This window comes from Proteus sp. CA142267 (genome assembly GCF_003336825.1).
Classification (GTDB): Bacteria; Pseudomonadota; Gammaproteobacteria; order Enterobacterales; family Enterobacteriaceae; genus Proteus; species Proteus terrae.
The window spans coordinates 419,475-441,814 of the sequence record NZ_QPMG01000001.1 but is presented as its reverse complement, the minus strand read 5'-3'; the positions used below and the strand labels follow the sequence as shown (position 1 = coordinate 441,814).

The following is a 22,340-nucleotide window of genomic DNA, read 5'->3' as shown; positions in this document are numbered from 1 at the left end:
CTCTTGCCTATTTTTCCAAAAAACTAAAATGATGATTGTGAATAATATAAATTAGGTGATAGAGAGAATAAGAAACTTTATAGTGGTTAAATACGATCTGTTTCTTTAAGCATCTTAATATCGGTTGCTGGTGGAGCTCCGAATAACCGGCTATATTCACGACTAAATTGAGAAGGGCTTTCATAACCAACTCGGAAAGTGGTTGTCATTGCTCCTAAATTTTCAGTTAACATCAATCGGCGGGCTTCACTGAGTCGTAATTTTTTTTGGAATTGAAGCGGAGTCATTGATGTCATTGTTTTAAAATGAGTATAAAAAGCAGATTTACTCATTCCTGAACATGAAGCCAATTCATTGATGTTTAATGGTTTTATATAATTACTTTTTAGCCAATCAATCGCTTTAGCTATTTGATGACTATGGCTACCTGCGGTGACGATTTGATTCAATCGTTCACCTTGCTCCGTAACCAGTAGACGATAGAAAATTTCACGTTTTATACCAGAAGCAAGAATTTTAATACTATCAGGCTCATCAAGAAGAGTGAGTAAGCGAATAAACGCATTGACTAAAGGTTCTGATAATTCACCAACAGCAATACCTTTTTGGGCATTAGAATCTGAGTTAAATGTTAATTCACTATCAACGATAAGTTGTGATATTTCTTGCAGATCTAACTCCATAACTAGCCCTAAAAACGGTTTCTCGTTGCTGGCTTTCATAATATTTGCCATAACAGGGAGTTCTATTGAAGAAATTAAAAAATGGTTGGCATCGTAAATAAAGTTTTCTTCTCCTAAGATCACTCTCTTTTCGCCTTGGGCAATTAAACAGATCCCTGATTTATGAGTATGGCTGGTAATTGGTGTAGGAGAAGTCCAGTGTGTTAGTGTTAATCCCGGAATTTGAGTTTCAAATTGATTAGTATCGTGAGTCCATTTTTCAATTTGCATGGCTAGATTTTGAGTTAATAATGCCATGTTTTCTAATTTATTCATATGGACTCCATACGGGATAAAGCGATTAATGTTGCGGTAGTTATAAAATTATAATGTATGAGATGAATATTAGAAAATTATTTGATTTATCTTTAATAAGAAATCTGGAGGGTAAACATTGAAAAAAGACAGGCTGTGCCTAACAAATCACAGCCTTATAAATTTATTATTTATTGGTTCTATTTTTTTCTAACCATTTTTGCATTTGTTCTATTTCAGGGCCTTGCGCATCAATAATAGCTTGAGCTAGTTTACGCATTTCAGGATCAGTACCATATTTTAACTCAATTTTAGCCATATCAATAGCGCCTAAATGGTGAGCTATCATGCCATCAGCAAAAGCAACATCTGCATTATCAGTATTCATTCCTTTTGCCATATCAGCATGCATTTTATTCATGGAATCATTGAGTTCCTTTTGCATTGGTGAGCTGTTATGAGGTGTATTCATATTCATGGTCATATGTGCATTATTTGCCATTGCACCAAAAGAGATAGCACTCATTAAAATAATCGCAGCAGGTAAAATCTTTTTCATAACAGTTTCCTTTAATTTATCGTGAAATTGTTATCACTCTAAAGATTCCCCCTAGGGGAAGGTCAATGCTGTTATTCAAAGTTTAATATTCTTTACTTTTAATGACGTAATTACAAAGATAGACTTTTTAACCTATTTTATTTCAAGTTGTTATATACCAATATCTAATTATATACCTCTTTACATACTCGGAATTTCTTTATGAAAAAGAAAATTAATGATAACTATTCCCATTAAATCTATTTTGCTATAAAGTTGTATTGATAATGCAACTTTAAGGTGCCTATATATGGATAATCAAACTACAACGCAATCTATGTCTCAAGAACCGTCAAAAGCAGGGCATACCTTTTTAGCGAGTTTAGGAAAAACACGTTTAAGGCCAGGCGGTGTAGAGGCGTCTGATTGGCTAATTAATAATGCACATTTTACATCATCAAGCCATGTTCTTGAGATTGCTTGTAATATGGCGACAACTTCAATCGAGATTGGCAAGAAATACGGTTGTCATATTATTGCTATCGACATGGATGATAATGCGTTGTCTCATGCGCAAAAGAATGTCGATAGCGCTCAATTATCACATTTGATCCAATTAACAAAAGCCAATGCGTTATCTTTACCTTTTCCTGATAATACGTTTGATATTGTGATAAATGAAGCAATGTTGACAATGTATGCAGATAAAGCCAAAGCAAAGCTAGTAAAAGAATATTATCGTGTTTTAAAACCCGGTGGTTTGTTATTAACACACGATATAATGAAGAAAAATGATGATGTTAATAGAGACAAATTAATCGATGTAGTGAAATCAAATGTAGCACCAATGTTTAAGCAAGAGTGGTATGACTTATTTATTAATATTGGTTTTTCAGAAGTAAAAATAAAATCGGGCAACATGAGTTTAATGTCACCTGTTGGTTTGATTCGTGATGAAGGCTTATTTAGGACAGCAAAGATAATTAAGAATGGATTGGTAAATAAGCAAAATAGACCACGATTCTTATCAATGTTCCGTTTTTTTAGAGAGAATCGACACGTTTTAAATTATATTGCATGTTGCTCTAAAAAATAATTTCATCAAGAAAAATTTATGTATTATTTAATGGCACCTAAGTAAAAATAGGTGCTTATTTTTTATAAATAAGAATAAATAGAACTGTATACCACCGTAATAAAATGTAAAAAATAAAAAGAATCGTAATCCAGATTGAACCTGATTTATTTTAACTATATATCTTAAAAAGAAATATTAAAATGGGTATGGTTTATATGTGGGGTTTAATATGAAACAGATACTTATTATTGCAGGAGGAATATTATCGCTAACTATTATGCTGGCCATTCTTGTCGCTATTTTAATTGTGTCTGTCATTAAAGAAAATACTGCTGAGTTTTGGAATGAAAGCCGCGAAGTGATTGAAAGTTCGTCATCTACCGTACGTGAAACCCTTTCTAGCGTAGATGCAAAACGCGATACGCTTATAGCTATTTATCAATCTAAAAATAACAATGGAAGTTGTCAGCAGTTAGCTGAAAAGCTAAATGATGTTGAAAAAGCACTTTCTAATGGAAATTTAACGTTACCACGACCCGCAAAAGAACAAATTTCGACTATCAAAAATGCTTTCGATGGTTCAACATCACCTACGAAAAACATTGCTTGCGAACAGGCACTTCAAGTTATTAATGACTTGAGTCAGTAATCTCAATATCCTTTCTATTTTTATTTATCTTTTGTCCAGTAGTAAGATTATTTCTGACTATTAAATTAATACCTCTTAACTTAATTTAATGAATATGCGATATATTTTTCTTGAAAAGAGCATGTTTTTACTCTTCAACATAAAATAGTGACAGGTCATTTATATCTACAATCTCTCTATTAGAAGATTATGTTAACGTTAAAAAGAAGTTGCAGAGGGGATTTAAAATCATGATATGAGATGCTAAAATTGATAGCTGATTCGCTTTAGCAACGAGATTTAGTGATAATTTGGTTTATTTTTTGTTTCTAACAAAATGCATTTTTATCTTTATGTTGTTTTTTTATTTTCAATATAATAAATCCATTTTAGCTCAAGTAAGAAAAGTAAATCAGACAAAAGCTTCTGTAAAAAAACATGGCATATATATCAATATAATTTAAGAAAGCATCAATTAATTATGAATATCGTAGCATCAAACGTAAATGAAGTTAGCCGTCAAACAGCGTGGATCAGAGTAATAATATTATCATTTGCGGCTTTCGTTTTTAATACAACAGAATTTGTTCCGGTTGCACTGTTAAGTGATATTTCTGAAAGCTTCGGCATGGTTCCGGCTCAAACAGGTTTAATGATCACAATATATGCTTGGGTTGTTGCTTTAATGTCTTTGCCTTTAATGATAATGACAAGCAAAGTTGAGCGACGTAAGCTACTTATTATTTTATTTATTCTCTTTATTTTTAGTCATATTTTATCTGGTGTAGCATGGGATTTTAAATCGTTGATAGTAGGGCGTATTGGTGTTGCGTTTTCTCATGCCGTATTCTGGTCGATTACTGCATCACTGGCTATTAGAGTGGCGCCTGCGGGTAAACGAGCTCAAGCATTAGGTTTATTAGCGACAGGAACTGCATTAGCAACTGTACTTGGTTTGCCTTTAGGCCGTGTTGTTGGGCAGTGGCTAGGATGGCGTGCAACATTTATGGGAATTGGCGTTTTAGCTTTAATTACCATGTTTGCATTAATGCGCTATTTACCTTTATTACCAAGTGAGCATTCGGGATCATTAAAAAGTGTACCCGTGCTATTAAAACGCGGCCCATTAATGGGTATTTTTCTGTTAACTGTAATCGCGGTTACTGCACACTTTACCGCTTATAGCTATATAGAACCTTTTGTTGTTGATATTGCCAATTTAGATCAAAACTTTGCCACCTTGGTTTTACTTATTTTTGGTGGCGCAGGCATTGTGGGAAGTATTTTATTTAGTCGTTATAGTACTAAAATGCCAACATCGTTCTTGTTCTTTGCCTTAATTTTGCTGACATTCTGCTTAAGCTTATTAATGATGAGTAGCCAAAGTTTAACGTCATTTATTGCACTGATTATATTTTGGGGCATCGGCTTTATGTGCATTTGTCTTGGAATGCAAGTCAAAGTGATTGATTTAGCCCCTGATGCAACCGATATTGCCATGTCCATTTACTCGGGTATTTTTAATATCGGTATCGGTGCTGGAGCACTAATTGGTAATCAAGTTATCTTACATGCAGGCATGACAAATCTTGGTTATGCGGGAACAATATTAAGTGTTATCGCAGTCGTTTGGTGTGGTTTTATCTTTAATCGCTATCGTGTTTCCATGGGCGGAGAGCCTCGCCAAAAAAATCAGCTTCATCAACACTAAATAAGTATTTCCACGATATAAAGGCATCTATTCAATATGAAAGATGCCTTTTTTATTTGTTGTAGATGAATATCCTTAATCTCGCTTGTGATAGAATTCACAAAATTGACTTTGTATAGGATTAAGGCGAAAAAATGAATGGATTAACTTACCTAATGTTGGCAATTATATCGGAAGTGATAGCGACAACAATGCTAAAAGCTTCTGATGGTTTTAGTCGATTATATCCATCTATTGTGGTCGTCATTGGTTACTGTCTTTCTTTTTGGGCACTTTCTCAAGTGGTAAGAGTTATGCCATTAGGTATTGCTTATGCAATATGGAGTGGGTTAGGGATAGTTTTAGTTTCTGTTGCGGCTGTGTTTCTCTATCAACAAAAACTTGATTTACCTGCTATTGTTGGTATGGCTTTAATTATTGCTGGTGTTTTAGTTATAAATCTACTCTCAAAAAGTGCTTCACACTAATAGGAATAACTGGAAGAAATTAGGGTGTCTTTGATGCAAAAGAAATTTAAAACAGCTTGTTATCTGTTTATGTTAACTAGCTTTGCTTTTATTGCAGGATGCAGTAATTCAGCGCAGACACAATATTCATCTACACAAGTGGTTAGTAAAAGCCGAACAATACCGACAACCAGCCTTGATATTCCCTTAGATGAATCAGCCAAGGCAACTTGTGTTTTTTCAGGTGGTGTACCTTCTTTAAACTATGAATTACATGGTGGTCAGACACCTGTGTGTCAATTTGCTAATGGTAAGCGTTGTAGTGAACAAGCTTTAATTGAAGGGGCTTGTATTCCAGGTTAAAGCTTATTTTTGGTTGAATGTTTAATCACCAATTTTCTATTATAAAAATAGCCCTTAGTTTATCGCTAAGGGCTATTTTCTTTTTTTATTCTTTTGTTTTAAAAGAACTTGTTATTTGGCTCATTAATACTAATAAACCTACAACAAAATAAGCTGAGAAAATAATAAGCATCCATTGTGGCATTTCTAAAGTTAAGAATTGCCATTGGCTGACAGAGCAATCACCAGTTGCTTGGAATACAGCAGGGAACCAATCTTGCAGAGCAAACCAAGAGGGTAAAGTGACAAAAAAGTCACAGGTTGCAAAAGGTGATGGATTCAGAATAAGTTGTGTATGCTCCCAAGAAAGTTCAATTCCTCGGTATGCAGAATAAATCCATAAGAAACCACCAGCCATACGCATAAGTGCCATTTTAGGTGCGGTCGCCCCAATCAATGCGGCAACTAATATTCCCAATACCGCGATGCGTTGATAGACGCACATTACACAAGGCATTAATTCCATTCCGTACTGAAAATACAATGCAGCACCTTCAAGACCAATTGCTGTTAATGCAAGCAACAGCCATGAAAAACGGCTTTGTGACCAGTGACGAAGAGAAGTCAGCATAATAATATCCATTTAAATATTAAATAAAATAAGTGTATATTCTGCCCAAAAATCAAGCGCAAAAAAAGTTAAAACCTGTTATTTCACAAATATTTACATTCAAGCTTCTTTTAAAGAAGAAAATAGGACTTTCATCAAATAAAAGTCCTATTAATGTGGTGTAACTGTGGATCTATTGTTATGGAATAGCAACTAAACCAATTTCATAGAACCAATGTGTTGCAGGAACAAGCCAAAATTCAACAGCCAGTAAACCAAGTAATGTCATTACAATCGTGTATGGCAGTGCCATTATAACCATTCGGCCATATGATAAACGGATGAGCGGTGATAGTGCCGATGTTAATAAAAACAGGAATGCGGCTTGACCATTTGGAGTTGCAACAGAAGGTAAATTTGTACCTGTATTAATAGCAACACCAATATGCTCATATTGTGATTGGCTAATTAATCCATCTTGCAATGCGGTTAACGCTTCACTGATATAAACCGTACCTACAAACACGTTATCTGAAATAGCAGATAGTAGACCATTAAAGAGGTAAAAAAGAGATAGTTGTGAGGATTCTGAAGCTTGAAGAACAAACTGAATAATAGGGCCAAATAGTTGTTGGTCAATAATAACGGCAACGATAGAGAAGAATACAGTCAATAATGCAGTGAAAGGTAAAGCTTCTTCAAATGCTTTACCAAGAGCATGTTCTTCTGTGATCCCACAAAATGCAGTGGCAAGAATAATAACAGATAAACCGATAATACCGACTTCTGCTAAATGGAGCGCTAAAGCAACAATCAACCAAATACCAATTAATGCTTGGATCATTAGTTGAGCTTTTTCTTGAGAAGTACGTTTTTCACTGTTTTTCCTGTCGTATTCAGTTAGAACTTTACGAACTAAATCAGGTAATTCAGCACCATAACCAAAGAGCTTAAAGCGTTCTACTAAGTAGCATACTGCAAGGCCAGCAAAGAAAACAGGAATAGTGACAGGTGACATTCTGATAAAGAAGGTCACAAAATCCCATTCTAAATGTTTTGCAATAATCAGGTTTTGTGGTTCACCTACCATGGTCATTACGCCACCTAACGCAGTACCGACACCGGCATGCATCATTAAGCTACGTAAAAAGGCACGGAATTGTTCTAAAGTTTGTTTTTTTTCTGCGGTATCAATAAATCCATCATTACTTAATTCTGCACCTGATTGATTAGAGGCAAAATTATGATAAATAGAGTAGAAACCGAGAGAGACACTGATTACAACCGCGATTACGGTTAAAGCATCTAAAAAGGCAGATAAAAATGCACTTGCGAAGCAAAAGGCAATAGATAACATTCGTTTAGAACGAATGGATAACAGCAGTTTAGTAAAAGCAAACAGCAATAATTGCTTCATAAAATAGATACCTGCAACCATAAAGACAAGAAGCAAAATCACTTCAAGGTTGTTGGCAATTTCATGACCAATCTGTTTTGGGCTAGTCATACCAATGATGACAGCCTCAATGGCAAGTAATCCTCCTGGTTGTAACGGGTAACACTTTAGCGCCATAGCTAGTGTAAAAATAAATTCTACAACTAATAGCCAACCGGCGACAAAAGGGTCAACAAAGAAAAAAATCAGTGGGTTGATAATTAAAAAAGTAAGAATAGCAAGCTTATACCAATCTGGGGAATTCCCCATAAAGTTCTTTAGTAATGCTTGTCTTATACTCATGTCCATTAGGTTTCTCATCCTCCAAATAGAGATTTTAAGCGCAATGATGCGCAATTTAACCATAGTACGCGCTAATCGCTGTGAAATTAAGCGCATTAGTAATAATAAATTGATAAAACTACATCAAGTTTTATGATGCCATTCACTATTTAATGATGGTTGAGCTATATCAAAATTACGCATTCTGATATTATCTTTTCCATTATTAGCAGAAAAATCGCTTCGGAAGAAATAAAAATATGGTTATTAAGGCTCAAAGCCCCGCAGGTTTTGCGGAAGAGTATATTGTTGAAAGCATCTGGAATAATCGTTTTCCTCCTGGATCTATTCTTCCAGCGGAACGTGAGCTCTCTGAATTAATCGGTGTTACAAGAACCACATTAAGAGAAGTGTTACAACGCCTTGCTCGTGATGGCTGGTTAACTATTCAACACGGAAAGCCAACGAAGGTAAACAATTTCTGGGAAACATCTGGCCTTAATATCCTTGAAACAGTTGCTCGTCTTGATCATGATCGAGTACCACAGTTAATAGACAATTTATTGGCTGTCAGAACTAATATCTCAGCTATTTTTATACGTACAGCATTTAGAAATAGCCCTGAAAAATGTATTGAAGTTTTAAACCATGAGCTTACTACTGAAAATAGCGCTGATGAGTTTAGTGAACTGGATTACAACATTTTCCGTGGATTAGCGTTTGCGTCAGGTAATCCAATTTATGGCCTTATCTTAAATGGCTTAAAAGGGCTTTATACGCGCGTAGGCCGTTATTATTTCTCAAATATTCAAGCCAAAGAACTCGCGTTAGCATTCTATAAAAAACTGGCTGCATTATGTGAGCAAAAAGATGTTGAGCATGTCATGGAATGCGTACGCCAATATGGTAAAGACAGTGGTATTATCTGGCAAAGTTTACAGTCACCACTACCTAGTGATCTAGAAGAAGTAAAACGCTAATTACGTTTGCTGCTTTATCACAATAGAAAAAACCAGTATTCATATAATTTGTGATACTGGTTTTTTTATGCTTTTAAAAAGCGAAAAAGTGTCATTTTTTAGGCAATGCTTTAAATAGGTTATTTTTAGTAAAAAGAGTAACCAAAGTGAGTTAATTAAAGATTTATCATCTTAAATTACTTATATTTTTGGATTTTAATAAAATCCCAATTTTATCTTCTTACACCCTAAACTCTCTTCAATTTTAAATAATTTACTAATCAATATTATTATAATTTATGGTTATAGTTATATCTTGTTGATTTCATGTGTTAATTCAATAATTCTTTTTGAAAATCACTTGTCGAATAACAATCAAATGTGACTCAACTCTAAAATTTGCTTTTTTATTAGTCTAGATGATTATTCTATATTGGCTTTTTGTGTATGGAATATTATTCTTATGTTATATCAATGTAAATTATTGGAGTCTTGCCATGAAAGTGATCATCTTAGGTGGCGGCGTTATTGGTGTAACGAGTGCGTGGTATCTTGTGCAACAAGGCCATGAAGTCATTGTTGTTGATAGACAAAACAGTGCAGCAGAAGAGACTAGCGCAGGTAATGCAGGTCAGATATCTCCAGGGTATGCAACGCCTTGGGGAGCACCGGGTATTCCATTAAAAGCAGTTAAATGGATGTTCCAAAAGCACGCACCATTAGCGATTAAACCTGATGGTTCACTTTTCCAGTTACGTTGGATGTGGCAAATGTTACGTAATTGTGATGCGTCACATTATACCATGAATAAAAGTCGTATGGTGCGTATTGCTGAATATAGCCGTGATTGCATTCGTCAGTTACGCCAAGATACTGGTATTGAATATGAAGGGCGCCAAGGTGGCACTCTGCAACTTTTTCGCGATCAAAAGCAATTTGATAATGCCGCTAATGATATTGCTGTATTAAAGCAAGAGGGCGTTGCTTATGAATTGTTAACTGCGGATCAATTAAAACTAGCAGAGCCAGCGCTTGAGCATGTTAGTCACAAATTGACAGGTGGTTTACGTTTACCGAATGATGAAACGGGTGATTGCCAAACTTTTACGAAAAAACTCGCTAAGATGGCAGAAGATGCCGGTGTTACGTTCCTATTTAACAAAGAAATCAAACATTTGTTATTTGATGGTGATAAAGTAACAGGTGTTCAATGCCATGATGGATTATTAACAGCCGATCACTATGTTGTTGCCATGGGCTCTTACTCAACAGAGTTTTTGAAAAACAAAGTCGCCATTCCAGTTTATCCTCTTAAAGGTTATTCACTTACGATGCCGATTATTGATGCTTCAAGAGCACCAACATCCACTATTTTAGATGAAACCTATAAAATTGCGGTAACGCGTTTTGATGAACGAATTCGTGTCGGTGGAATGGCGGAGGTCGTTGGTTTTAATCTGGATATTTTAAAATCGCGCTGTGAAACATTAAAAATGGTTGTACAAGATCTCTATCAAGGTGGTGGTGATATTGAAAAAGCCACATTTTGGACGGGTTTAAGACCTATGACGCCTGATGGTACGCCTATTGTAGGGCCTACGGCTTATCGCAATTTATCATTAAATACAGGGCATGGCACATTAGGTTGGACAATGGCATGTGGCTCAGGCCAATTATTGGCTGATTTAATTTCAGGAAATAAACCTGCTATTGCTGCTGATGATTTATCTGTATTTCGGTATATCGATGGCTTTAATACTAAATTGCTCTTACCGGGGCAAAAACTTGATGCAGCTTATTAATTGAGGAAAAACCATGTCCAGACCCACAAAAGTAACCATTAACCTCGATGCATTAAGCCATAATCTGTCTGTTATTAAAGAGAGAGTCAAGGGCAGCAAAGTGTGGTCTGTTGTGAAAGCAGATGCTTATGGACATGGATTATCCTGTGTTTGGCCTGCATTAAGTCATACCGATGGCTTTGCATTAATTGAGCTAGACAAAGCTGTCATGTTAAGAGAGCAGGGATGGGTAGGGCCTATCCTTTTGCTGGAAGGTTTTTTTAAGCCAGAAGATGTTTATTTATTAGAACGTTATTCCTTAACGACAACAATTCATTCTGATTGGCAATTTGATGCTATAGAAAATGCGCAATTAGAAAGGCCCATTAATATCTATCTTAAGCTTAACAGTGGAATGAATCGGCTAGGCTACCGACCAGACACTTATAAGCAAGCAATTGCTCGTGCAAAAAGTATCAAAAATATTGGTTCTATTATTCAAATGTCGCATTTTGCTAATGCAGATACAGGATTGAATATGGATGTACAAAAGGCCGCTATTAATCAGGCAATGGTAAATGAATTACCTCGGTGTTTGGCAAATTCAGCCGCAACACTGTTTGATCCTGAAACTTATCAAGATTGGGTGCGCCCGGGCATTATTTTATATGGTGTTTCGCCTTCAGGTGTTTGGCAAGATATTGCTGATTTCGATTTACAACCCGTAATGACATTTAATAGTGAGATATTAGCTATTCAACAAGTCAAAAAAGGTGAGCAGATAGGCTATGGTAGCCGATATACCGCTGAGCGTGATATGCGGATCGCTGTTGTTGCCTGTGGTTATGCTGATGGTTATCCAAGACATGCGCCAGACGGTACACCCGTTATTGTTAATGGGCATAAAACACAATTGGTAGGGCGTATTTCTATGGATATGCTAACGGTTGATGTAACGGATTTTCCTGATGTGAGTTACGGTAGTCCGGTTGAATTATGGGGAGAGCAATTGCCTGTTGATGATGTCGCAACGGCATGTGGCACTATTGGTTACGAATTATTGTGTGCAATTGCACCAAGAGTGACTGTTGAAGTGATGATAAATCTACCTAATTCCACTTTTTCTGATCTAAATGAAAGTTGTTGATAATCACTAAACTAGAATAAGCTTAAATTTATTTTGATTTGGTGATCCTATGAGTAACGGCATTGCATTGCGTGTGAAAGGAAAGGTTCAAGGCGTTGGATTTCGCCCATTTGTTTGGCAACTAGCCCATCGTTTTGGTTTATTAGGGCAAGTAAGTAATGATAGTTTAGGTGTATTGGTGCATTTAACCCCTTCACCTAAAAATGCGCTCTTTATCGAAGCATTAAAAGCAGAATGCCCACCACTAGCACGCATTGAACGAATAGAAGAATCACCCTATCAATGGGAACAGCTACCCACAGACTTTATTATTGTAAAAAGTGGTGGTGGCGAAATGGATACACAAGTTGTTCCTGATGCAACAACTTGCCAAGCTTGTATTGATGAATTATTTGATCCTCAAAATCGTCGTTATCATTATCCTTTTATCAACTGCACACATTGTGGTCCTCGTTTTACTATCATAAAAAAAATGCCTTACGATAGGCCTTTTACTTCAATGTCTGAGTTTCCATTCTGTCCTGAATGTAAACATGAATATGAAGATCCCGCAGATAGACGGTTTCATGCTCAGCCTAATGCATGTCCTGCCTGTGGACCTCATATCTGGCTTGCAGATAATCAAAATAAAGAGCTAGCGATAAAAGAGCTTGCATTAACTCAAGCTTGTGAAGCGTTACTTGCTGGAAAGATTGTGGCAGTTAAAGGTATTGGTGGTTTTCATTTAGTATGTGATGCACGCAATAATGAGAGTGTTGCATTATTACGAGAGCGCAAATATCGACCTGCGAAGCCACTTGCTGTGATGATCACTGGAATTGATCAAATTAAAGCAGATAAGCAAGATCCAGATTTTCTTCCAACTGCTATCCAAGTGTTGCAAAGCACTGCTGCTCCAATTGTATTAGTTCCCAAAACAGTTGCCCCTAAACTTGCGGAGCTTATTGCGCCAGGATTAACTGAAATTGGTGTTATGTTACCAGCCAATCCATTGCAACATCTATTAGCGCGTGGCACAAATATTCCACTTGTTATGACATCAGGCAATGCATCAGGTCATACGCCGGCATTAAGTAACGAAGATGCCTTAATGCAATTGAAAGATATTGCAGATTTATTCTTAATGCACAATAGAGAGATCATACAAAGAGCTGATGACTCACTTGTTCGCATTGAGGGTAAACAAAGCGTGATGATCAGACGCTCTCGAGGTTATGTCCCAGATGCGATTTCATTACCTGAAGATTTTGGAGAGCAACCCTCAGTACTCGCGATGGGAGGCGATCTCAAAAATGTATTTTGCCTATTACGCCAACATCAAGCCATTATGGGGCCTCATTTAGGGGATCTTGATGATTTAAGTGTGCGACAGCAGTTGATAAAATCGTTGGCTCTCTTTCAGCAAATTTATCGTTTTACACCTAAAGCGATTGCAATAGATGCACATCCTAACTATATCAGTCATCAGTTAGGTAAACAGTTTGCTCTAGAGCAAAATATTCCTGTTATTGAAGTCTCTCATCACCATGCACATATTGTTTCTTGTCTCGCCGAACATGGTCATACACATCAACAAGGTGCTGTCATTGGTATTGCGCTTGATGGATTAGGCTTTGGACAAGATGGCACGCTATGGGGAGGGGAGTGTCTGCGGGTGGACTATCAAAAATCAGAGCGGATTGGGGGGCTTCCTGCTGTTGCGATGCCCGGAGGTAATCTTGCCTCGATTCAACCTTGGCGAAACTGGTTCGCACATTTAGCTACTTTTTCTGAAGATTGGCAAGGTAGTGTAATCGCCCAAATGGTGCCTAGCAATGATTTGCAGATATTAAGTAAGGCCGTAGAGCGTGGCTTAAATTCACCTAAAGCCTCTTCTTGTGGACGTTTTTTTGATGCGGTTTCAGCATCATTAGGATTAGCGCCTAAAGAGATAAGTTGGGAAGGTGAAGCGGCTTGCTATCTACAAACAGCAGCATTAGCGTGTCATCAAGAAAAACAGGCAGAAATAATTAAGCATTATGGGCATTTAATGCCTGTGAAAAATAATTTACTTGATTTGTCTGCTTTTTGGTCGCAATGGGAAAGTGTAGCGCTGAATGTCAGTGAAAAAGCATGGTTATTTCATTATCTATTAGCTGAAGGTTTAGGTGATATTGCATTGCAATATGCAGATAAATACCAGATTGACACCATTGTACTTACGGGGGGGGTGTTAAATAATACATTACTCAAACATCTGTTTAAGAAAAAATTAAATAATAAAAAAGTACTTACCCCTATGATGTTACCAGTCGGAGACGGTGGTATTGCATTAGGGCAGGCACTGATTGCTACACATTTAATGCAAAATTAAAATGATTATAGGTAAAATAATACCAGTTTTAGTTATTTGTGACTGAAATAGGTTTTTAGTTGCTACTTTATTAATGACAATATGGAAAATCATCGTGAGTAATAAGAAGATTATCATTTCTTTAGCCGTTATCGCAGGGCTTAGCACACCAGCAGTATTTGCTGGCGAATGGTCAATAGGTGGTTCAGTCTTAGCGCAAGTCACTCCTTATAAAGGGGCTAAATCAAAAGATTATTTATTACCAGTACCACAAGTTAACTACCAGTCAGAAAACTTCTATTTCGCAACGCTAGCTGCGGGATATTACCTGTGGAATACACCTAAAGATCAACTTTCTGTCGATTTGCACTATTATCCTCAGGCTTATAAACCAAGCGATAGTGACGATGAGCAAATGAAAAAACTGAATCGTCGACGTGACACCATGATGGGGGGCTTTACTTATAAACACCACGAATCATGGGGTAGTTTAAGAGCAATCGTATCGGGTGATATGTTAGGCAAAAGTAACGGTATTATTGCTGACGCGGCTTATTTATATCCTTTCGAATTCGGCAACTGGTCTTTACAGCCGGGTGCAGGTGTTGTTTGGGAAAACAAAAAGCAAAACCGTTATGCTTATGGAATTAGTCATGCAGAATCACAACGCAGTGGTTTAGCAGAATATACGCCAAATGATAGCTGGAGACCTTATGTTGAAATCTCCGCTAATTATAAATTTGCTGAAAAATGGAATTTCTTTGCGATGGGACGAGTTGACCATTTACCAAGTGAAGTGAAAGACAGCCCAATGGTGAATAAATCTGTTACTGCGATTGTGTGGACAGGTGTGACTTACACATTCTAATTAGCAGGGATCTGACTAGAATTTAGTGAGATCAGTGATGATAAAAAAGCTTCGATTCAAACTCGAAGCTTTTTTATTGTGTAAGATACCAGCAATACTTTATTTTTCAGCAATATTCTTACGAACTCGGACTACCAAAGATAAACGGCCGGGATGAACGTTATCTGGTTTTAATGGCTGGTGGATACGTGCGGTTTCTACACAAGCCATTTTACGATAACCGCCAGAACTCATATCTTTCATTGAGCTTGCAAGCTCTGCGCCGGGGTTCCAACACACGACATCACTATGATGATAATGATGAACTTCAATTGTGCGATCCCAACCATCATCATGAATGAGATTAAAATCATCAGGCTCCGTATAAAGCCTGTCAGTGCGTCCATTAAAGCGTAATGAGGTTTCATCAGTGTAAACCTCTTTATCTGCCACTGTGTCAATGTAGTGGCCTCCTAGGCCGGTTACAAAGACATTATCGATATCACTCACATTAAAGTAAGAGTGAAGAGCAGCTGTCGCTTCATAATCACCATAAGATTCTAATTCAATCTCACAGGTTGCTCCTAATTTAAAACGAGCAATAACAGTAAAGGGATGAGGCCAATATTTTTGTGTTTGTTGACTCTCTTTTAATGTCATGGTGACGAGGACACCATCATCTTGTTCTGTATGAGCACTAAATTCCCAAGGAAGAATACGTGCAAATCCATGACTTGGTGTACCAGCTGAAGCAAACCAAGGCCAGCAAATAGGAATACCGCCACGAATGGCAACACCAGGAGTGAAGAGAGAGGCTTCACTTACCCAAAATACAGGATGCTCTTGTGCGGGCTGCCAAGCGATTAAATGTGCACCTTGAAGGCTGATAGCTGCGCGTACTTTAGGATGTGAAATAACAAGGATAGGAAGCTCGCCTAATTGCCGACGACTTAAGTAAGGTGATATTTGTTCAATAATCGGCAAAGAAAAAATTTTCTCATTCATTATCTTATGACCTTATGTCACTGACTATTTCAATACAATAAACTGACTGGCTAGAAAATAAAAGAGCCACCGAAAAGGTGGCTCTAAAAGAAATCGTGACTTTCTAAACTCTAATTATTTAGAGATATGAGAAATCAGATCCAGAACTTTGTTTGAATAACCAACTTCGTTATCGTACCAAGCAACTAATTTAACAAAGTTGTCATTCAGCGCGATACCTGCTTTAGCATCAAATACTGAAGTCAGAACTTCGCCGTTGAAGTCAGTTGAAACAACTGCATCTTCAGTGTAACCCAGAACGCCTTTCAGTTCGCCTTCAGCTGCTGCTTTGATAGCGTCACAGATTTGAGCGTAAGTTGCTGGTTTTTCCAGACGTGCAGTCAGGTCAACAACAGAAACGTTAGGAGTAGGAACACGGAAAGACATACCAGTCAGTTTGCCATTCAGTTCAGGGATAACTTTACCTACAGCTTTAGCAGCACCAGTTGATGAAGGGATGATGTTCTGAGAAGCACCACGACCACCACGCCAGTCTTTTGCAGATGGACCATCAACAGTACGTTGAGTTGCAGTTGTTGCGTGAACAGTCGTCATCAGACCTTCAACGATACCGAAGTTGTCGTTGATAACTTTAGCTAAAGGCGCTAAGCAGTTAGTAGTACAAGATGCGTTAGAAACGATATCTTGGCCTGCGTATGATTTATGGTTTACGCCCATTACGAACATTGGAGTGCTGTCTTTTGAAGGACCAGTCAGAACAACTTTTTTCGCGCCAGCTTGGATGTGTTTACGAGCAGTTTCGTCAGTTAAGAACAGACCAGTTGCTTCTGCAACAACGTCAGCACCGACTTCGTTCCATTTCAGATTTGCTGGATCTCTTTCTGAAGTTACGCGGATGGTTTTACCATTAACAACGAGGTGGCCATCTTTTACTTCAACAGTACCGTTGAAACGGCCATGAGTTGAATCGTATTTCAGCATGTATGCCATGTAGTCTGCGTCTAACAGATCGTTAATACCTACGATTTCGATATCTGAACGTTCTTGAGCAGCACGGAAAACGATGCGGCCGATACGACCAAAACCATTAATACCTACTTTGATAGTCATATGTATTCCACCAGCTTTAATTTAGTGAATTAAAAAGTTGCTTCTAAAGTTACCAAAACCGCGCCAATCGTCAAGCGGAATCGTGTCAATAATTGCAAAAAATCAATTAAAAAAACACTTTTCGCTTAAAGATTGGTCGTTTTAGCCAAATGTTACGCTGTGTATTATCGGGATCAGCGCCGATAAATGAAGTTACCTTTGCTCTGTTATGTGAAATTCATCACATTTCAAAAACTAAAGATTACTCTTGATGATTTTAGACTATATTTTTCAGATTTGTTGTTAAATCTTTGTTATTATTCACTGTTGTTTTAAAAAGCATTTTTCTGGGCAAGAGGTCGATATGGCAGATAATGAAAAGAAAGTGAATATTTCAAGTAATAACAATCACCTTGATTTATCAACACTCAACGAAATGCAACGTTATGTGACGCAACAGCAAGGCACAGAACCTCCGTTTAGTGGTAAATTATTACACAATCGTCAAACAGGGATTTATCACTGCTTATGTTGTTCGGCTCCTTTGTTTTATTCAGAGACGAAATTTGATGCAGGATGTGGTTGGCCTAGCTTTTATCAACCAGTTAGTGATAATGCAATTCTCTATGTTGATGATTTTTCTCATAATATGAAAAGAACTGAAATACGTTGCCAGCAATGTGATGCACATTTAGGCCATGTTTTTAATGATGGCCCAGCCCCTACAGGGGAGCGTTATTGTGTTAATTCAGCATCTCTTTCATTTACGAATAGTGAAACAGGCGAAAAACAAGTCGGTTAATCCAGTTAAATTAACAAAATAATAACAATAGAAAAAACGATTCAGCCATTTCAATAGATTATTTAGTTTATGGAGCAATCAATGGAAGTTAATGAACTTATTTCGATGGTAACCCCTGAAATTTACCAACGTATTTCAACCGCAGTTGAACTAGGTAAATGGCCTGATGGCGTTGCATTGACTGATGAGCAAAAAGAACATTGCATGCAGATTGTTTTATTATGGCAGGCGAAAAATAACCACACGCCTGAGCATATGACAGTGGGAACCAATGGGCAAATTACCATGAAGAGCAAACAGGAATTAAAAGCTCAGTTCCAATCTGAACGTTTAGCAACACTAACACCAATGGATGATGACTAAAACGTGTATTGAATGGATAGAATAGAGATAAAAAGGGGAAATTATTAATCAAATTGGTTAAAATTAACCCCTTTTTGTTTTATGAAGATGAAGAAAATAACGAACCTATTGATTGTTACGATTAAGCCAATGTACTGAATCAATTAATACCGCACCTTTTGCCTGCATCTCTTCTAGCGCTTTTTCGCTATCATCATTTTGAATATTTACACCGCGACAACCGTCTGTAATGACTGAAACTTGATACCCTAATAACAACGCATCTAGCACTGTAAATTTGACACAGTAATCCGTAGCAATTCCTAAAATATAAAGATGTTTTATATTCAGTGTCTGCAAAAGAGTGTGTAAACCTGTCTGATATTCATGGTCGTTATCAAAAAAGGCACTATAACTATCAATAAGACGATTTTGCCCTTTGTAAATAATATGATTAATCAGTGCTTGGTTTAATTCAGGGTGAAATGCAGCGCCATAAGAATTTTGTACACAATGCACAGGCCACCACACTTGTGGTAATCCATTAAGCGTTCCAATTTCCCCTACAACAGTGCCTGAATTTTCAGCAAAGCTAAGATGATCGGCTGGATGCCAATCTAAACTAGCAATAATGGGATTTTTAGATTGCTTAAAATCATAAATAAGTTGGTTGGCTGTTTGTATTACTATATCGCTTTCATTAACAGCTAATGCACCACCAGTACAAAAATCGTTTTGTATATCAACCAATAACAGTGCGGAATTTTTCACCAATTTTACCTTTAGATTAAACTTAGTCGTTATCGTCTAATGTCATTTCACCGCGAAGGTTTTGTTGCATTAGTCGGCAGATCTCAGTGTAATTATATTGTTGGCTAAGAAGATAATGCAGTTTAGTTAATGTTGCTTCAAATGTCATATCAAAGCCACTGATCACACCCACTTCCGCTAATGCTTGACCTGTTGCATAACCTTCCATATTCACTCGACCAGAAATACATTGTGTAAGGTTGATAACAACAATGCCACGCTCTGTTGCTTCACGTAGGGTTGAAAGTAGAGCAGGATGCGATGGCGCATTACCGACACCATAAGAGCGCAATATTAAGGCTTTTACAGGTTGCATCAGGATATTTTTAACAACTTCATCTGAAAGACCTGGATAAATGGTGACAACACCAATCGGCTGAGGCGTAATATTATGTGCAGTAAATTTCCCTTTTCCTTTTGGAAATGAATTAATTTTAAATTGTTTAATATTAATACCCGCTTCTAACAGTGGGGCGCTATTTGGTGATGCAAAGGCGTTAAAACCATCTGCATGGGCTTTTACTGTGCGATTTCCACGATACAGCGTGTTATTAAAAAATAGCGCTACTTCATTAATTGGGTGATGTGCTGCAAGGTAAAGCGCATTTAATAGGTTTGTTTGCCCGTCAGAGCGTAAGGCTTCTAAAGGAATTTGAGAGCCAGTAACGATAATCGGTTTGCTAAGATTCTCGAACATAAAAGAGAGCGCTGATGCGGTAAAGGCCATGGTATCTGTACCATGAAGAATAACGAACCCGTCATAGTTGTGATAATTTTCATTAATATCATCAGCAATGGATTGCCAATCTTCTGGTGTGATATTTGAAGAATCAATTAAAGGAAGGTGCTCTTTGATTGTGAAATCAGGCATCTCCTCACGGTGGAATTCTGGCATTTTAGCTAATTGGCGTTGTAAATGTCCTGATACAGGAATATAGCCATGTTCAGAATGTTGCATACCAATAGTACCGCCAGTATAAACAACGTAGATTGATTTCTTTTGCATCAGACAAAGTACTCTTATTAAGCTGTGAGAAATACCTGATTATAGGGAGTTTGCAGAATAAAAAAAGGAAAGGATGCTAAAAAAAGAAAATAGAGACTGACTAATATTTACTTTAAATCATTGTATTAAAAATAGTTTGAATATAGACGAACAAAAATCATTCATCAGAATATCATTCTATCAAAAGCCAGAAAAAAGAGAGAAATACACCTGCTCAGTGTGAACAGGTGTATCAGTAGAAAGACTATTGAATATCACCACAAGATAAACAATATGCATAGCGATTTAGCGGATCGTTCATATTGCGATAAAACTCTGTCTGTGTTTTAACTTCTTTTAAAACAGGCGCAGGAATATAAGCTTGTAACGGATCAGGAAGAAGTGCTTTTGCGTTAGACGACAAGCTCATTATAATCTGCTCAGACAGGCTTAGTTCTGGTTTCATCCAATCAATAACAGGTTGGTCAATTTTTGCCATTTTAGCAACAGCATCAATAGCATCATCAAAATCACCAAACTCATCGACTAAACCCACATTCTTTGCATCTATTCCTACCCACACTCGGCCTTGAGCTATACGATCAATTTGAGCGGGTGTTTTTTTACGAGATTCTGCTACTAAATTAAGAAATGTTTTATAACCACTTTCGATATTGAGCTGTAAAAGCTCTGCAAATTCTTCAGGTAGTTTATTTGTGACAGATAATCCGGCTAATGGTGAAGTTGTGACGCCATCAGTATAAACACCAATAGACTCTAAGCTGTTTTCGAAAGTATTAATAACGCCAAAAATACCAATCGAGCCAGTTAATGTTGATGGGCTAGCAATAATCTTACTTGCAGGGGTTGAGATCCAATACCCACCTGATGCCGCTAAACCACCCATTGAAACAACCACATATTTTTTCTGTTGCTTAAAGGCAGCAACTTCACTACGTATTTGCTCTGATGCAGAAACACTACCACCAGGGCTATTTACACGTAATACAAGCGCCTTAATATTTGGATCTAAACGTGCTTGACGAATTTGATTAGCAATAGTTGACCCTCCCGCAGAGCCCGGGATACTTTCACCATCAATAATGGCACCTTGAACAACGACTACGGCAATATTCCCTTCATCATTTGCAGGTAATGATGAGGTTAGCGTATCGGCATAATCATAAATGCTGATATTGTTAAATTGTTGGTTCTCTTTATCCCACTGAAAGGTTTCTGTCATATCTGCTTCAAATTGAGCGTATGAGCTTACAGAATCCACTAATTTACGATTTAGCGCATAAGTTGCGTTATCCCCATCCGCATTACGTAGCTGTGCAATCATCTCTTTTGCACCAGGGAAAACATCTTCTGTGGTAATGCTACGGTTTTCTGCAACTTGGGTTAAATATGTAGACCATAGTGCATTAACTAAACGTAATGACGCTTCTCGAGATTCTGTAGACATGTCATTACGCATTAATGGCTCAACCGCAGATTTATACGTTCCGACGCGGAAAATATGAGTGCTGACTTTTAAGTTTTCTAACAGTGTTTTGTAATAGAGATTTTGAAAGCCATAACCATAAACACCCACAGCCCCCTGAGGTGTGAGATAAATTTTATCTGCATAAGAGGCGAGATAATATTGTGGCTGACTGTAATAGCCACTCACTGCAAAAATCGGTTTACCTGTCTTTTTAAATTCATTAAGTGCTTTACCAATATAATTTAGCGAGGGCTGATCTGCGCCTGCAAATTCATCAAGTTTAAGCACCATACCTTTAATTTTTGGATCTTGAGAGGCTAGGCGTAGCGTATCGACAACTTCAAATAATGAATTCTCTTGAAGTTGGCTACTAGAAACACCTAAAAGCTCACGACCAACTTCACCTAAAGGATTTTGGGTTGCAGTTTGGTCAACAATCACACCTTTAAGATCAACAAGAAGGGCACCTTCATAATCCACTGGTTTTTGTGCTTCTTTGCTAATTAAGAAAATACCAATGACCATAAAGAGAAGGAAAAAGAAAATAACGTTTAAGATTAATTTCCTGATAAAGTTAATGGCTTGCCAACTAAATTTTAATATTGCGCCGATTAACTCCATAATTTTATTCATATTATCTCCACATCATGTAAAGCTAAATTTTAATCCTAAACAGTCATGCTAGAATTATTGGTAAGCAGGCTA

The 22,340-nt window shown here is 37.2% G+C and carries 21 protein-coding genes; 12 read left to right on the top strand and 9 right to left on the bottom strand.

Annotation, left to right across the window (positions count from 1 at the left end; genetic code table 11):
* Nucleotides 1–86: 86 nt before the first annotated feature.
* Both C0T34_RS02055 and C0T34_RS02050 read right to left on the bottom strand, forming a co-directional pair.
* Nucleotides 87–998, bottom strand: coding sequence for an AraC family transcriptional regulator (locus C0T34_RS02055; protein WP_109849630.1), 912 nt, complete (start codon nucleotides 996–998; stop codon nucleotides 87–89).
* Between the two features lie 166 nt (nucleotides 999–1,164).
* Nucleotides 1,165–1,536: a DUF305 domain-containing protein gene (locus C0T34_RS02050; RefSeq protein WP_098942543.1), complete on the bottom strand. Its 372-nt coding sequence runs from the start codon at nucleotides 1,534–1,536 to the stop codon at nucleotides 1,165–1,167.
* Nucleotides 1,537–1,825: 289 nt separating this feature from the next.
* Here C0T34_RS02050 and C0T34_RS02045 point away from each other — a divergent pair, with 289 nt between their 5' ends.
* The 5 genes from C0T34_RS02045 (at nucleotide 1,826) to C0T34_RS02025 (ending at nucleotide 5,741) form a co-directional block, all read left to right on the top strand.
* Complete coding sequence (locus C0T34_RS02045; protein ID WP_226892287.1) at nucleotides 1,826–2,611, top strand: class I SAM-dependent methyltransferase; 786 nt, start codon at nucleotides 1,826–1,828, stop codon at nucleotides 2,609–2,611.
* A 211-nt stretch (nucleotides 2,612–2,822) separates the two neighbouring features.
* Nucleotides 2,823–3,242 (top strand): hypothetical protein, encoded by a 420-nt coding sequence (locus tag C0T34_RS02040; protein WP_109849629.1) that lies wholly within the window; start codon nucleotides 2,823–2,825, stop codon nucleotides 3,240–3,242.
* 460 nt (nucleotides 3,243–3,702) lie between these two features.
* Nucleotides 3,703–4,932, top strand: coding sequence for a sugar transporter (locus C0T34_RS02035; RefSeq protein ID WP_098942545.1), 1,230 nt, complete (start codon nucleotides 3,703–3,705; stop codon nucleotides 4,930–4,932).
* 134 nt (nucleotides 4,933–5,066) lie between these two features.
* Nucleotides 5,067–5,399 (top strand): SMR family transporter, encoded by a 333-nt coding sequence (locus C0T34_RS02030; protein ID WP_098942546.1) that lies wholly within the window; start codon nucleotides 5,067–5,069, stop codon nucleotides 5,397–5,399.
* Between the two features lie 33 nt (nucleotides 5,400–5,432).
* The gene (locus C0T34_RS02025) at nucleotides 5,433–5,741 is read left to right on the top strand and encodes a DUF333 domain-containing protein (RefSeq protein ID WP_098942547.1); all 309 of its coding nucleotides are present in this window, start codon (nucleotides 5,433–5,435) and stop codon (nucleotides 5,739–5,741) included.
* Between the two features lie 85 nt (nucleotides 5,742–5,826).
* Here C0T34_RS02025 and dsbB read toward each other — a convergent pair whose 3' ends face one another.
* Nucleotides 5,827–6,351, bottom strand: a complete 525-nt coding sequence (gene dsbB / locus C0T34_RS02020; RefSeq protein WP_088495347.1) for a disulfide bond formation protein DsbB — start codon at nucleotides 6,349–6,351, stop codon at nucleotides 5,827–5,829.
* Nucleotides 6,352–6,529: 178 nt separating this feature from the next.
* Nucleotides 6,530–8,074 (bottom strand): sodium/proton antiporter NhaB, encoded by a 1,545-nt coding sequence (nhaB, locus tag C0T34_RS02015; RefSeq protein ID WP_098942548.1) that lies wholly within the window; start codon nucleotides 8,072–8,074, stop codon nucleotides 6,530–6,532.
* A 233-nt stretch (nucleotides 8,075–8,307) separates the two neighbouring features.
* On the opposite strand from nhaB, the gene fadR reads away from it, so the two are divergent.
* From fadR to C0T34_RS01990, 5 genes are all read left to right on the top strand, one after another.
* Complete coding sequence (fadR, locus tag C0T34_RS02010; protein WP_098942549.1) at nucleotides 8,308–9,027, top strand: fatty acid metabolism transcriptional regulator FadR; 720 nt, start codon at nucleotides 8,308–8,310, stop codon at nucleotides 9,025–9,027.
* Between the two features lie 476 nt (nucleotides 9,028–9,503).
* On the top strand, nucleotides 9,504–10,808 hold the full coding sequence (locus tag C0T34_RS02005; RefSeq protein ID WP_098942550.1) for a D-amino acid dehydrogenase: 1,305 nt from the start codon (nucleotides 9,504–9,506) through the stop codon (nucleotides 10,806–10,808).
* Nucleotides 10,809–10,821: 13 nt separating this feature from the next.
* Nucleotides 10,822–11,934 carry an alanine racemase gene (gene alr / locus C0T34_RS02000; protein ID WP_109401755.1) on the top strand — a complete coding sequence of 371 codons (1,113 nt, stop codon included), beginning with the start codon at nucleotides 10,822–10,824 and terminating at the stop codon, nucleotides 11,932–11,934.
* A 49-nt stretch (nucleotides 11,935–11,983) separates the two neighbouring features.
* Nucleotides 11,984–14,287 (top strand): carbamoyltransferase HypF, encoded by a 2,304-nt coding sequence (hypF, locus tag C0T34_RS01995; protein ID WP_109849628.1) that lies wholly within the window; start codon nucleotides 11,984–11,986, stop codon nucleotides 14,285–14,287.
* 94 nt (nucleotides 14,288–14,381) lie between these two features.
* On the top strand, nucleotides 14,382–15,134 hold the full coding sequence (locus C0T34_RS01990) for a MipA/OmpV family protein (protein ID WP_109849627.1): 753 nt from the start codon (nucleotides 14,382–14,384) through the stop codon (nucleotides 15,132–15,134).
* A 99-nt stretch (nucleotides 15,135–15,233) separates the two neighbouring features.
* On the opposite strand, the gene C0T34_RS01985 is transcribed toward C0T34_RS01990, so the two are convergent.
* Together C0T34_RS01985 and gapA are read right to left on the bottom strand one after the other, a co-directional pair.
* Entirely contained in the window at nucleotides 15,234–16,118 is an 885-nt protein-coding gene (locus C0T34_RS01985; protein ID WP_098942554.1) for a D-hexose-6-phosphate mutarotase, read from the bottom strand.
* Nucleotides 16,119–16,232: 114 nt separating this feature from the next.
* Nucleotides 16,233–17,228: a glyceraldehyde-3-phosphate dehydrogenase gene (gene gapA / locus C0T34_RS01980; RefSeq protein WP_023581959.1), complete on the bottom strand. Its 996-nt coding sequence runs from the start codon at nucleotides 17,226–17,228 to the stop codon at nucleotides 16,233–16,235.
* 343 nt (nucleotides 17,229–17,571) lie between these two features.
* On the opposite strand from gapA, the gene msrB reads away from it, so the two are divergent.
* Nucleotides 17,572–18,009, top strand: coding sequence for a peptide-methionine (R)-S-oxide reductase MsrB (gene msrB, locus C0T34_RS01970; protein ID WP_109849626.1), 438 nt, complete (start codon nucleotides 17,572–17,574; stop codon nucleotides 18,007–18,009).
* An 81-nt stretch (nucleotides 18,010–18,090) separates the two neighbouring features.
* Nucleotides 18,091–18,372 (top strand): DUF1315 family protein, encoded by a 282-nt coding sequence (locus C0T34_RS01965; protein ID WP_036912841.1) that lies wholly within the window; start codon nucleotides 18,091–18,093, stop codon nucleotides 18,370–18,372.
* Nucleotides 18,373–18,477: 105 nt separating this feature from the next.
* On the opposite strand, the gene pncA is transcribed toward C0T34_RS01965, so the two are convergent.
* From pncA to sppA, 3 genes are all read right to left on the bottom strand, one after another.
* Nucleotides 18,478–19,122 (bottom strand): bifunctional nicotinamidase/pyrazinamidase, encoded by a 645-nt coding sequence (pncA, locus tag C0T34_RS01960; protein ID WP_109849625.1) that lies wholly within the window; start codon nucleotides 19,120–19,122, stop codon nucleotides 18,478–18,480.
* Between the two features lie 22 nt (nucleotides 19,123–19,144).
* Nucleotides 19,145–20,167, bottom strand: coding sequence for an asparaginase (gene ansA, locus C0T34_RS01955; RefSeq protein WP_098942557.1), 1,023 nt, complete (start codon nucleotides 20,165–20,167; stop codon nucleotides 19,145–19,147).
* Between the two features lie 244 nt (nucleotides 20,168–20,411).
* Nucleotides 20,412–22,268 (bottom strand): signal peptide peptidase SppA, encoded by a 1,857-nt coding sequence (sppA, locus tag C0T34_RS01950; RefSeq protein WP_098942558.1) that lies wholly within the window; start codon nucleotides 22,266–22,268, stop codon nucleotides 20,412–20,414.
* Nucleotides 22,269–22,340 lie beyond the last annotated feature (72 nt).